General features: G+C 72.8%; 11 protein-coding genes. 5 read left to right on the forward strand and 6 right to left on the reverse strand.

Features of this window, described 5'->3' with window-relative positions; genetic code table 11:
* Positions 1-74 precede the first annotated feature (74 nt).
* Entirely contained in the window at positions 75-320 is a 246-nt protein-coding gene (locus ACZ6ZN_RS09435) for a DUF6243 family protein (RefSeq protein ID WP_469644608.1), read from the forward strand.
* Between the two features lie 189 nt (positions 321-509).
* Here ACZ6ZN_RS09435 and ACZ6ZN_RS09440 read toward each other — a convergent pair whose 3' ends face one another.
* The 3 genes from ACZ6ZN_RS09440 to ACZ6ZN_RS09450 all read right to left on the reverse strand — a co-directional run bounded on the left by ACZ6ZN_RS09440 (position 510) and on the right by ACZ6ZN_RS09450 (position 4,169).
* Positions 510-1,529, reverse strand: a complete 1,020-nt coding sequence (locus ACZ6ZN_RS09440; protein ID WP_469644611.1) for a small ribosomal subunit Rsm22 family protein — start codon at positions 1,527-1,529, stop codon at positions 510-512.
* 193 nt (positions 1,530-1,722) lie between these two features.
* Positions 1,723-2,910: a serine hydrolase domain-containing protein gene (locus tag ACZ6ZN_RS09445; protein WP_469645640.1), complete on the reverse strand. Its 1,188-nt coding sequence runs from the start codon at positions 2,908-2,910 to the stop codon at positions 1,723-1,725.
* Positions 2,844-4,169, reverse strand: coding sequence for a multidrug effflux MFS transporter (locus ACZ6ZN_RS09450; protein WP_469644614.1), 1,326 nt, complete (start codon positions 4,167-4,169; stop codon positions 2,844-2,846). The genes ACZ6ZN_RS09445 and ACZ6ZN_RS09450 overlap by 67 nt, the downstream gene beginning before the upstream one ends.
* A gap of 85 nt (positions 4,170-4,254) precedes the next feature.
* Here ACZ6ZN_RS09450 and ACZ6ZN_RS09455 point away from each other — a divergent pair, with 85 nt between their 5' ends.
* A complete protein-coding gene (locus ACZ6ZN_RS09455) occupies positions 4,255-5,289 on the forward strand; it encodes a Gfo/Idh/MocA family protein (RefSeq protein ID WP_469644617.1) in 1,035 nt (344 codons plus the stop codon).
* Here ACZ6ZN_RS09455 and ACZ6ZN_RS09460 read toward each other — a convergent pair.
* On the reverse strand, positions 5,276-6,916 hold the full coding sequence (locus tag ACZ6ZN_RS09460; protein WP_469644620.1) for an alkaline phosphatase D family protein: 1,641 nt from the start codon (positions 6,914-6,916) through the stop codon (positions 5,276-5,278). The genes ACZ6ZN_RS09455 and ACZ6ZN_RS09460 overlap by 14 nt on opposite strands.
* A 134-nt stretch (positions 6,917-7,050) precedes the next feature.
* On the opposite strand from ACZ6ZN_RS09460, the gene ACZ6ZN_RS09465 reads away from it, so the two are divergent.
* The gene (locus ACZ6ZN_RS09465; RefSeq protein WP_469644623.1) at positions 7,051-7,809 is read left to right on the forward strand and encodes an SDR family oxidoreductase; all 759 of its coding nucleotides are present in this window, start codon (positions 7,051-7,053) and stop codon (positions 7,807-7,809) included.
* Positions 7,810-8,085: 276 nt separating this feature from the next.
* On the opposite strand, the gene ACZ6ZN_RS09470 is transcribed toward ACZ6ZN_RS09465, so the two are convergent.
* A complete protein-coding gene (locus ACZ6ZN_RS09470) occupies positions 8,086-8,412 on the reverse strand; it encodes a nuclear transport factor 2 family protein (RefSeq protein ID WP_376323437.1) in 327 nt (108 codons plus the stop codon).
* A 161-nt stretch (positions 8,413-8,573) separates the two neighbouring features.
* On the opposite strand from ACZ6ZN_RS09470, the gene ACZ6ZN_RS09475 reads away from it, so the two are divergent.
* Both ACZ6ZN_RS09475 and ACZ6ZN_RS09480 read left to right on the forward strand, forming a co-directional pair.
* Positions 8,574-9,131, forward strand: a complete 558-nt coding sequence (locus ACZ6ZN_RS09475; protein ID WP_469645641.1) for a DoxX family membrane protein — start codon at positions 8,574-8,576, stop codon at positions 9,129-9,131.
* A 44-nt stretch (positions 9,132-9,175) separates the two neighbouring features.
* Positions 9,176-9,553, forward strand: a complete 378-nt coding sequence (locus ACZ6ZN_RS09480) for a MazG-like family protein (protein ID WP_469644625.1) — start codon at positions 9,176-9,178, stop codon at positions 9,551-9,553.
* A 224-nt stretch (positions 9,554-9,777) separates the two neighbouring features.
* Here the strand turns inward: ACZ6ZN_RS09480 and ACZ6ZN_RS09485 are convergent, their stop codons facing one another.
* A complete protein-coding gene (locus tag ACZ6ZN_RS09485; RefSeq protein WP_469644628.1) occupies positions 9,778-11,631 on the reverse strand; it encodes a TIGR04141 family sporadically distributed protein in 1,854 nt (617 codons plus the stop codon).
* Positions 11,632-11,634 lie beyond the last annotated feature (3 nt).

Genomic DNA, 11,634 nt, shown 5'->3' on the forward strand with positions numbered 1-11,634 from the left:
CTCGCCGACAGTGGAGCACGTCCGAGGGCGAGACGATACGTCTCGTTCACTGAAGCGGGAGAGAGGAGTCCGACATGGCCCGAGGCGGAGCCGGAAACATGCTGGGGGTCGGCGGTGCGCGCAGGAACCTCGGCCGCGAGGCCCTGCGGGGCGCGGGCAGGGCGGGCCGGGTCGGCGGCGGACTCGATCCCCAGGCCCGCAAGCGCGAGCTGCTGCGCCGGCTCGAGGAGCAGCGGGAGCAGCGGGAGCAGCGCGGAGAGCGCGGAGACCGGGAGGGACGACGGGAGGAGGCGGACGGTACGGCACGGCCGTCGCCCTGAGCCTCCCCCGTCCGGGGGAGGCGGCCCCCTCCTGCGCGGGATCCTCCCGGGCCGTGCGGCGGATGTACTGAGGCGGTCGCGGCCGGCGACCGGCGGACACCGCCGAACGGACTCCCGGGAGGACCCCGCTCATGCGCGCAGGGCGCGGGTGGGCGCGGGGGTCGCCCCGGGCTGCGGGGCCGGGTTCCGTCAGACGGAGGGGCCGGGGGTCGGGCCGGGACCGGCATCGGCATCGGGCCAGGGGTCGCCCCAGTCGGCGTCGCGGGCGGCCTTGTAGAGGTCGCCGTGCCGCTTGGTGACGGTGGTGCGGCGCAGGGACGGTTCCTTCTCGCACAGGTCGAGCAGGACCTGGCCCTTGCGGATCTGGGGGCGCCGGACGATGCGGGAGGGCGCGGCCTCGACGGGGAACCGGCTCGCGGCGACGTAGCTGAACTTCTCGTCCTCGTACGCGAGCGAACCGCCCTTGACCTGGCGGTGCAGGGAGGAACGGCTGACCCGGGCGGAGAAGTGGCACCAGTCCGTGCCGGGGGCGATGGGGCAGGCGGCGCTGTGCGGGCAGGGCGCGGCGATGTGGAACCCGGCGGCGATCAGGCGGTCCCGGGCCTCGATGACACGGGCGTATCCGTCCGGGGTGCCGGGTTCGACGATCACGACGGCCTGGGCGGCGGCCGCTGCGGCGTCGACGAGGGCGGTGCGGTCGGCGGGCGTCAGCTCGTTCAGGACGTAGGAGACCGTGACGAGGTCGGTGCTCTCGAGGGTGAGCGCCGCGCCGATGCGGGAGCGCTGCCAGCGTGCGTCCCGCAGCGCGGGGTCGGCCTCCGCGATCTCCCGCCCGAGGGCGAGGGCGGGCTCGGCCCAGTCGAGGACGGTGACGGGCCGCTGCCCGTCCCAGGTCGCGCTCACCGCCCAGGCGGCGGCCCCGGTCCCGCCGCCGACGTCGGTGTGCCCGCCCGGCGCCCAGGAGGGCACGGCCTGCGCGAACGCCTCCAGCGCGGAGCGCACCGCTTCGAAGGTGGCGGGCATGCGGTAGGCGGCGTAGGCGGCGACGTCGGCCCGGTCGCGGAGGATGGGGGCGTCGGTCGGGGTGGCCCCGCGGTAGTTGGCGATCAGCCGCTCGACGGCCTGCGCGGCCTGCCGGGGCGGAAGACCGTCGAGCAGGCCGGCAAGGGCGGCGCGGAGATTCTCGGCCGGAAGTGCGGGGGCGTTCACCCGGCGATTCTACGAGGCGGACCGGGGGCCGAGGACGGCGAGCGCGGGCTCCGCGCGGGGAGCGGGTCCAGCACGTCGGGACCGTCCTCGACGGCCACCGCCGTGCGCTGCGCGTCGACCGGCGCCCGGCGGGGACGGTCGGACGGTCGGCGGATCACCGTACCGCCCGGGCCACCCCCCGGCAGGTGGTGGGTCACCGTACCGCCCGGGCCACCCTCGATCCCGCCGCCGCCCTGGGCGCGCTGTCGGGGCGGCGCCTGCGGGGGTGGACCGCGTTGGTGAGCAGGATCAGGAACGTGTCCGTCGCCCGGTCCAGAACGAGGGACGTGCCCGTGAAGCCCGTGTGCCCGGCCGCCCCGCGCCCGGCCAGGTCGCCCATGAACCACGGCTGGTCGAGCGAGAAACCCAGCCCCGGCGGGGTGAAGAGGAGGTCGACGAAGTCGGGGCCGAGGATGCGGGCGGGGCCGTAGGAACCCCCGGCGAGCAGGGTGCGGCAGAACACCGCCAGGTCCCGGCCCGTGGAGAACAGGCCGGCGTGGCCCGCCACTCCCCCGAGCGCCCAGGCGTTCTCGTCGTGCACCTCCCCCCGCACCATGCCCCGGTCCGCCTTGGCCCAGGGGCGCCGCTGGTCCTCCGTCGCCGCCGCGCCCGGGCACGGCCCGAAGCCCGTCGCCGTCATGCCCAGCGGCCGGGTGATGCCGTCGCGGACGAGGACGTCCAGCGTGCGGCCGGTGAGGCGTTCCAGGAGGTGCTGGAGGAGCAGCATGTTCAGGTCGGAGTAGCAGTAGGTGCCGGGCGCGCCGACCGGTGCCTCGGCCCGGAGCAGGGCGAGCCGCTGCCCGTCGTCGGCGCAGTCGTACAGCGGGAGTTCGGGCCGCAGCCCGGACGTGTGGGTGAGCAGCTGCCGGACGGTGATGCCGTGCCGGGCCGCCGCGGTGAAGTCGGGCAGGTACGCCCCGGCCTTCGCGTCGATGCCCAGCGTGCCGCGCTCGATCTGCTGCACGGCGGCGACGGAGGTGAAGAGCTTGGTCAGGGAAGCCAGGTCGAAGGGCGTGCCGACGGTCATGGGGACCCGCTCCCCGGGCGGCAGTTCCACACCGGCGTCGGTGTCCGGGTCGTAGGCCGCGTAGCGGACGGCCCAGCCCGCCGCCTCCTCGACGGCGATCACGGCGCCGCGTCCGACGACCAGGACCGCGCCCGGTGCCCAGGGACGCCGCCCCGTGGTGAGGACGTTGATCTCCCGGACGAGGTGACGCAGCTCCGCGGGGTCGAGTCCGGCGCGTTCCGGCGTGCCGTCGCGCAGTCTCGGTGCGCTCAGCTCTCCGCCCCTTCCGCCGGTGCCGCTGCCGCCGCGCTCGGGCGCCGGCCTCCCGTCCTCCAGGGTCGGCACACTCCCATGAAGCAGGCCAGTGCCACCAGGGCGGAGGCCAGTTGGACGACGGCCATCGGGACGGCGGTGTCCTCGCCGGCGACGCCGACGAGCGGCGAGGCGACCGCGCCGACGAGGAACGAGGTCGTGCCGAGCAGGGCGGACGCCGAGCCGGCGGCGTGCTTGGTGCGCATCAGGGCGAGCGCCTGGGTGTTGGGCATGGTGATGCCCATGGCGGACATCAGCACGAACAGCGCGACGGCGACGGGCCCGAGGCCGACCTCCCCGAACACGCCCAGGGACATCAGCAGCAGCGCGCCGGCCGCGGTGATGACGATCGTGAGGCCGATGCCCAGCACCCGGTCCAGGCTGACCCGGCCGACCAGGACCTTGCCGTTGATCTGGCCGACGATGACCAGTCCGACCGAGTTGACGCCGAACAGCAGGCTGAAGGTCTGCGGGGAGGCGCCGTAGATCTCCTGGACGACGAAGGGGGACGCGGAGATGTAGGCGAAGAGGGCGGCGAAGGCGAAGCCGCCGGTGAGCATGTAGCCGGTGAAGGCGCGGTCGGCGAGCAGGCCGCGCATCGCGTGCAGGGCCTCGCCGACGCCGCCGCTGTGCCGCCGCGCGGGCTCCAGGGTCTCCGGCAGCCGCGTCCAGACGAGGACCCCGATCAGCACGCCGATGACGGTGAGGACGACGAACACGCCCCGCCAGTCGGTGACGCGCAGGACCTGACCGCCGATCAGCGGGGCCACGATCGGGGCCACTCCGGAGATGAGCATGAGGGTGGAGAAGAAGCGGGCCATGGCCATGCCGTCGTAGAGGTCGCGGACGACGGCGCGGGCGATGACGATCGCGGCGGCGCCCGCGAGGCCCTGGGCGAGCCGGAAGGCGACCAGGGTCTCGACGGTGGGGGCGAACGCGCACAGGACGGTGGCGACGACGAAGACGGCGAGCCCGGCGAGCAGCGGCCGGCGGCGCCCCCACCGGTCGCTCATCGGCCCGACGACGAGCTGCCCGAGCGCCATGCCGGCGAGGCAGGCGGTGAGGGTGAGCTGGACGGTCGCGGCGGGCGCGTGCAGGGAGCGGGTGACCTCGGGCAGGGACGGGAGGTACATGTCCATGGCCAGGGGCGGTACGGCGGTCAGGCTCCCGAGGAGGAAGGTGACCAGGAGCCCGGTGCGGCGGTGCGGTGTGCGGTCGGGCCGCTCCGTCCCGGCTGCGGCCTCCTGCGCGGTCTTCGATATGGACGCCCCACCCTCGGGCATGAGTCCCTCCCTCGATACGTCGATCGCCACCTATGCTCTCAGCTCGTACGCAGTGCTCGGGGTCACGAGGTGGAGGCGGGGCGGAATGACGGCGGACACGGTGCGGTGGGGGATCCTGGCGACCGGGGGGATCGCGGCGGCGTTCACCGCGGATCTGATCGACCTGCCGGACGCGGAGGTCGTGGCGGTGGCGTCGCGGTCGCCGGAACCGGCGAAGGCGTTCGCGGAGCGGTTCGGGATACCCCGGGCCTACGGCGGCTGGGACGCCCTCGCCCAGGACGAGGACATCGATGTCGTCTACGTCGCCACCCCGCACACCGCGCACCGGGCCGCGGCCGGTCTGTGCCTGGCGGCGGGGCGGCACGTGCTGTGCGAGAAGCCGTTCACGCTGAACCTGCGCGAGGCGGAGGAACTCGTCGCGCTGGCACGGGAACACGGGCGCTTCCTGATGGAGGCGATGTGGATGTACTGCAATCCGCTCGTGCGGCGGATGAAGGCGCTGGTCGACGACGGTGCGATCGGCGAGGTGCGCAGTGTGCAGGCCGACTTCGGGCTGGCGGGCCCCTTCCCGCCCTCGCACCGGCTGCGCAGCCCGGAGCTGGGCGGGGGCGCGCTGCTCGATCTGGGCGTGTACCCGGTGTCGTTCGCGCAGTTGCTGCTCGGTGAGCCGTCGGACGTCGCGGCGCGCGCGGTGCTCTCGGAGGAGGGCGTCGACCTCCAGACGGCGGCGGTGCTCTCGTGGGAGAGCGGCGCCCTGGCCTCGGTGCACTGCTCCATCGTGGGGGGTACGCCCAACGCCGCCTCGATCACCGGCTCCCGGGGCCGCATCGACCTCCCGCACGGGTTCTTCTTCCCGGAGCGGTTCGTGCTGCACCGGGACGGCCGGGACGCCGAGGAGTTCACGGCCGACCCGCTGGACGGCCCGCGCAACTCCATGCGCCACGAGGCGCTGGAGGTCATGCGGGCCCTGCGCGCAGGCGAGACGGAGTCCCCGCTGGTCCCGCTCGACGGCACGCTCGCGGTGATGCGGACGCTCGACACGATCCGCGACCGCGTCGGCGTCCGCTACCCCGGCGAGACCCCGGCGGGGGACGCGGCACCGGACCTCACGCCGGCTTGAGCCCCTGCTCCCCCACCTCCGTGACGAACGACGCGGCCGTCGTGACCGGCGCCCCCTGCCTGGTCACGTACGGCACGGTCTTGAAGTCGGCGCGCGCGGAGCGCTGTCCGAGGGTGACCGTGGCGTAGCCGCGCCGTCCGTTGAAGAACTTCAGGTGCGGGTTGGCGGACGTGTAGGTCTCCCAGGTGGCGGGTCTGTCGGCGCCGTCCCGGCCGCTGGAGACCGACGTCGTCACGATCTCGGTGCCGAGGGTGGCGGAGGCCGGGTCGTCGAAGTCGTCCTTGATGTCGAAGGCGTAGGCGGAGTGCACGTCGCCGCTGAGCACCATCAGGTTCTCGACTCCGGCGGCCTTCGCCCCGTCGAGCACGCGGCGGCGCGAGGCGCTGTAGCCGTCCCAGGCGTCCATCGACACCCGGGCGGGGCGGGTGAGGTCCATGTTCCGCCGGGAGAACAGGACTTGCTGCGGTACGACGTTCCACAGCGCCCGTGAGGAGCGCCAGCCGTCGAGCAGCCACCGTTCCTGCGTGGCGCCGGTCATGGTGCGCGCCGGATCGTCGGACTCGGGGCCGGGGACGTGCGCGGTGTCGCCGTAGGCCTGGTCGGAGCGGTACTGGCGGGTGTCGAGGACGTCGAACTGGGCGAGCCGGCCCCAGGTCAGGCGGCGGTACAGCCGCATGTCGGGTCCGGCCGGGCGCTGGGGGCGGCGCAGCGGCTGGTTCTCCCAGTAGGCGCGGTAGGCGGCGGCGCGGCGCAGCAGGAACTCCTCCGGCGGGACGCCGTTCTCGGGGGTGTCGTCGGCGTAGTTGTTCTCGGTCTCGTGGTCGTCCCAGGTGACGACGAAGGGGTGGGCGGCGTGGGCGGCGCTCAGGTCCGGGTCGGACTTGTAGAGGGCGTAGCGCAGCCGGTAGTCCTCCAGCGTCAGCGTCTCGCGGGCGAACAGGCCGGGCAGGGTGCGGTCGGTGTACTTGCGCTGCCCGCCGGCCGCGTCGACGGCGTACTCGTAGAGGTAGTCGCCGAGGTGGAGGACGAGGTCGACGTCGTCGGCGGCGAGATGGGCGTACGGGGTGTAGTAGCCGTCGTGGTAGGCCTGGCAGGAGACGGCGGCGAGGGTGAGGGACGGGACGCGGCTGCCGGGGGCGGGGGCGGTGCGGGTGCGGCCGGCCGGGCTGACCCAGCGGCCCGTGCGGAAGCGGTAGTGGTAGACCCGGCCGGGTGGGAGGTGGTCCACCTCGACGTGGACGGTGTGGTGGAACTCGGGGTGGGCGGTGGCGGTGCCGCGCCGGGCGATGCGGCGGAAGCGCTCGTCGTGGGCCAGTTCCCAGTGCACGGTGACGCGTTCGGCGGGCAGGCCGCTGTCGGCCTGGAAGGGGACGGGCGCGAGGCGGGTCCACAGGATCACGGAGCCGGGCTGCGGGTCGCCGGAGGCGACGCCCAGCGTGAAGGGGTTGTCGGTGATGCGTACGGCGTCGAGTTCGGCGGCGGCCGCGACTCCGGGCGCGGGCAGGCCGGTCGCGAAGGCCAGCGCGGCGGCGGCGCCGGTGGTGGTGAGGAAGCGGCGGCGGTTGATGTGGCGGGCGGCGGCGCGGAGTTCGGGGGCGTGGTGCGACGGGTGTGCTGCGGGTGTCATCCGGTCCTCCCCTGGCGAATGGCTGCAAGGGGCATTGCAGTGGCCGGGGACGACTCCTGGTTGACGCGTACACGGCACCCACATGGCGGGCAGGGAAGTTCCGGGTGACGGGCCCTGCCGTACGCTGCGGGCCCATGAACGCCAAGGAAAATGCAGTCGCGGTGGTGACGGGTGCGGGCTCGGGCATCGGCCGGGCGGTCGCGGTGGAACTGCTGCGCGCCGGCTGGTCGGTGGCACTGGCGGGCCGGCGCGCGGAGACGCTGGAGGAGACGGCGGCCCTGGTGCCCGAGGGAGCGGCACTGACGGTGCGGACGGACGTCTCACGCCCCGAGGACGTCACCGCCCTGTTCGACGCCACGGCCGGGCGGTTCGGCCGGGTGGACCTGCTGTTCAACAACGCCGGCACGTTCGGGCCCGGCGGCGTGCCCGTCGAGGAACTCCCCTACGACGCGTGGCGGCACGTGGTGGACACCAACCTCAACGGGGCGTTCCTGTGCGCGCAGGCGGCGTTCCGGCGGATGAAGGAGCAGGACCCGCAGGGCGGCCGGATCATCAACAACGGCTCGATCTCCGCGCACACCCCGCGTCCGCACTCGGTGGCCTACACGGCGACCAAGCACGCCCTGACGGGCCTGACGAAGTCCCTCTCCCTGGACGGCCGTCCGTACGGGATCGCGGTCGGGCAGATCGACATCGGCAACGCGGCGACCGACATGACGGCAGGCATGCAGGCGGGAGTGCTCCAGGCAAACGGGGAAGTAGCCCCGGAACCGGTGATGGACGTGGCGGACGTGGCGCGCACGGTGCGGCACATGGCGGAACTGCCGCTGGGGGCGAACGTGCAGTTCGCGACGGTGCTGGCGACGACGATGCCGTTCGTCGGACGCGGCTGAGGACGGACGCGGGAAGTCCACGCGTCAACGTGCACATCCGGAATATGAACGTCCGAACTATTGCGGCCGGTCGGGCGCTTATGCTCAACTCTCCTACACCAAAGCTTCACACTTGGAGCAGAGGGCTTCCATGGGCCACATCCAGGGGGGAGGCGGCAGTCGTTCCACGGCACCGGGTGGGGGTGGACCCCGCGTGGGATCGCGGAGTACGCACCGGTACGCGTGGAACGACTGCCGCCCAAGGCCTGAGGGGCGCAGGCCTTGCGGGAGGGGACGTCAGGCCTGGCCGGTCTCGAAGCGGGAGATGCGGCCGTCGTCGTCCACGGTGAAGCTCCAGCGGGTACGCATCTCGCCCCAGGTGTCGTTGCTGTAGCGGGCGATGAGCGAACGGCCGCCGTTGGACTCGTTGTCGACCTCCATGTGGCCGCGCGAGGAGAAGATCTCCCGGTCGACCCACTCGGTGAGGTCCCGGTCCGTGCCGTCGTCGGCCATGGTGGCGCCGGGCGCGAGGAGTGCCGTGAAGGCGTCGCGGTCGTGGTTGTTCACGGCCGCCACGAAGGCCCGGACGGCCGGGTCGCTGAGCCGCGTGGTCTGGATCGTCATACGAGCAGCGTGGTCCCGCGGGCCGGGCCTCGCCACCCGTACCACCCGAACGGCGCTCCCGGCGCCGCCGCCGGATGTCCGCTGCATCCGCAGGTGCCACGGTGGAGGAGCGCCTCCCCACGAGGCCCTTCCTGTTCCTGCTGCCCGCTCCGGGAGACGACGTGACGCGCTACGACCGACGTGATCTGGGACTGCTGCTCCTGCGACTGGGGACGGGCGGTGTCCTGGCGGCCCACGGCGCGCAGAAGCTGTTCGGCTGGTTCGGCGGCCACGGCATCGAGGGGACCGGCCAGTTCATGGAGTCCGTCGGCTACGTCCCCGGCAAGGCGAGCGCGACGGCGGCGGGCCTGGCCGAGACGGGCGGCGGCACGCTGCTGGCGCTGGGCCTGGCGACCCCCGCGGCCGGGGCGGCGGCGGCCGGCGCGATGGCGGGCGCGGCGGCGGTCCACACCCCGAACGGCTTCTTCAACCAGGAGGGCGGCTACGAGTACGCGGCGACGCTGGCCCTCACGGCGGCGGGCCTGGCCGTCACCGGCCCGGGCCGCCTCTCCCTGGACCACGTCCTCGGCCACGCGGTGAACCGCGGCTGGATGATCCCGGCGGCCTTCGCGGCGACGGCGGCGGGCACGGTGCTGGTGATCGGCGCGCGGGCGAGGCGCCTGAGGAAGGCGAAGGAGGGCGAGCAGGACCCGCTCTTCGAGGAGGAGTACCTGGAGTAGCGGGCCCCCGGGGGTTGTCAGACCCTCGTGGCAGGCTGCCGCCCATGACGGATCACACGCCGCCCGCGCCCGACCTGTGGGACACGATCGACACCTTGTCGGAGTGGTTCGACACCAACCGCCCGGTCGAGGGCCGCGAGGGCCTCCTCCTGCGCATCCTGAAACTCTCCGAGGAGGTCGGCGAGGTCGCGCAGGCGGTGATCGGGGTGACGGGCCAGAACCCCCGCAAGGGCGTCACGCACACGTGGGAGGACGTGCAGGCGGAGCTGTGCGACGTCGTCGTGACGGCACTGCTGGCACTGCGGACGCTGACGCCGGAGGCGCGGGAGGTGTTCGGGGGGCATCTGGCGCGGGTGCGGGCGAGGGCACTGGGTTCGGTGCGCCTGTCACCAGGCCGCACCGCCGGCCCGTACCCCGGCTGAAACTCCCGGGCGATCTTGCCCGGTCGTGTGTCCCTCGGTATCGCCCGGCCGTCCTCTCCACCCCCTGTGCAAAGGAAGTGCGCGGGCGGGACGTGGAGAGCATCGAGCAACCTGCGTCCCGTCGCAAAATGGCAGTGGAGCCTCAGCACGCCCGCGTCACTTTCCCCGTTGGCCGCAAACGACATCACGCCGCACTTCGGCAAGCTCGAGGCTCGATGGGCCCCCTACGCGGCCAGGTGGCGGAATCCCGCCCGGCTCGGAGGCACCGCCGCGGCCTGGATCCCGATGACCTCGACGGCCACGCCCCACGCCTCAAGCATCTTGGCCGTCTGCACGAGAGTGACCTGGGAGAAAGGGAACAGAGTGTCGGCGGTGAGGTCGGTTCCGCTCTTCAGCAGGATCGCGAATACGACCTTCGACGGCCGGAAGCCGTCCGGCAAGGCCCGGCCGGGCCGGGCCGCGGCCACCTTCCGAGCGAACCCGTCCACGGCCTCCGGCGAGTGCAGCAGGGTCTGCACGGCGACCACGGCCTGACCGAACAGATGACTCAGCGCGTCGGACCCCTTGGCCCGCTTCACCATGACAAGGACGTCGTCCGGGCTCAGCAGGTCGCAGATCTCCACGCCGTTGCCCCGGTGCAGCGCGGTCCGGACGTTGTCACGGTCGAAGCAGACGTACCCGGGCCGCAGGTCGGGCACCGACTCGTTGTAGTCCCGCTCCTTGTCCCCAAGCACCCAGGCCGGAAGGTCGACCGAGGGCGTGTCGGTGATGAGCCGCTCCACCTGCGAACGGATCGCCTCCAGGTACGCCTCACCGATCTCGTACCACTGGCCGTCCAGCAGGAAGAACCGGCGGGCACCGAGCGCCACCTCCGCCTCGATCCACCGCAGCACGCTCGAGGTCCAGATGACGTCACCCTTCTCCGCCCGGGTGTGCGCGTAGAGGGTGACGGTGCCGTCCCGGAGCGCGGCGAAGCGCGTTCCCGCCCTCTGCACGCGGGCCCGGTTGAGGACGTACTCCAGACTGAAGTCATCGGTGAGGCGCGCCTCCGGGCTGTGCACCTTGATGGCGAACGCCTGGGCGGCGCCGTAGTCGTCCCAGCGATCGGACGGGACGGCGACCGCGATACGTCCGTCCGATACCTGGCCCAGCATGTCATCGAGCCGCTCCTCCAGCCGCGTGACGAGGTCGGCGTCCTTGACCGGGACGATGTGCTCGACGAACTCCAGTTCCGGAGCCGGGGCCTCGTCCCGGATGACACGGGCGATGGCCCGGATGTCGGCTACCAGGTCCGCTGCGTCGATACCGAGGTGCATCCGCAGCCCGGTACCGCCCTCGACGCTGGAGATCTTCGTACGGTCGTTCTGCGCGATCGTCAACTGGATCCCGTCCAGCCGACCGCCCAGCCGCCGCACGATCTGCGCGTGCTCCTGGACACCCAGGCTCCAGACCGGAGCGCCGCCGGGCACGAGGGTGATGTCGGTCCGGCCACCGCCCGGCCTGTGGGAGACCATGTCCCGGATCTGGGCGGGGTCCACCCTGCGAATCACGAAACTCAGCCCGAACCGCCGGTCCTTCACCCGATCGGGCACCAGACGGAAGCCCTGGTCGTACCCAATGGCATACACCTCGCCGTCGACCACGAGCATCAGCAGTCCAGCGGACCGGTTCACCGGCCGCGACACCTCGCACCCGGTCGTGCGATTGATCTCGCCGCACCAGCTTGCGACGGGCTGCTCGAAGCTGCCGGTGACCAGCAGCGCCGGAACGCCCAACCGCTCCTCCGGGACGTGCAGTTCCGCGTCAACGGCTTCGAGCCGATCAGGGTCGAGGACGTCGAACATCGCGTCGACCGTGGGAGCGACACCCGTGAGCCGGTACAGGGTGCGCTTCGACGTGCCGGAGGTGCTGGTGGCCATGGTGCCGCTCCATTCGACGTTTGTGAGCAGGGGGCAGCCCGGGAGACCCGGGAAAGCCGGGAAGCCAAGTGAAAGCACAACCAGTAGAACGACAACTGAAAGCACTGTCAAACGGTTCACATCAGTTAGATGTCGGTATAGAGTGAAGCCGTCCAGCATGCC

This window comes from Streptomyces sp. NPDC053665 (assembly GCF_055585285.1).

Bases quoted from the DNA above. Each gene is read 5' to 3' on its own strand.
- ACZ6ZN_RS09435 (WP_469644608.1), top strand. From the start codon at position 75: ATGGCCCGAGGCGGAGCCGGAAACATGCTGGGGGTCGGCGGTGCGCGC.
- ACZ6ZN_RS09450 (WP_469644614.1), bottom strand. From the start codon at position 4,169: ATGCCCGAGGGTGGGGCGTCCATATCGAAGACCGCGCAGGAGGCCGCA.
- ACZ6ZN_RS09455 (WP_469644617.1), top strand. From the start codon at position 4,255: ATGACGGCGGACACGGTGCGGTGGGGGATCCTGGCGACCGGGGGGATC.
- ACZ6ZN_RS09460 (WP_469644620.1), bottom strand. From the start codon at position 6,916: ATGACACCCGCAGCACACCCGTCGCACCACGCCCCCGAACTCCGCGCC.
- ACZ6ZN_RS09465 (WP_469644623.1), top strand. From the start codon at position 7,051: ATGAACGCCAAGGAAAATGCAGTCGCGGTGGTGACGGGTGCGGGCTCG.
- ACZ6ZN_RS09470 (WP_376323437.1), bottom strand. From the start codon at position 8,412: ATGACGATCCAGACCACGCGGCTCAGCGACCCGGCCGTCCGGGCCTTC.
- ACZ6ZN_RS09480 (WP_469644625.1), top strand. From the start codon at position 9,176: ATGACGGATCACACGCCGCCCGCGCCCGACCTGTGGGACACGATCGAC.
- ACZ6ZN_RS09485 (WP_469644628.1), bottom strand. From the start codon at position 11,631: ATGCTGGACGGCTTCACTCTATACCGACATCTAACTGATGTGAACCGT.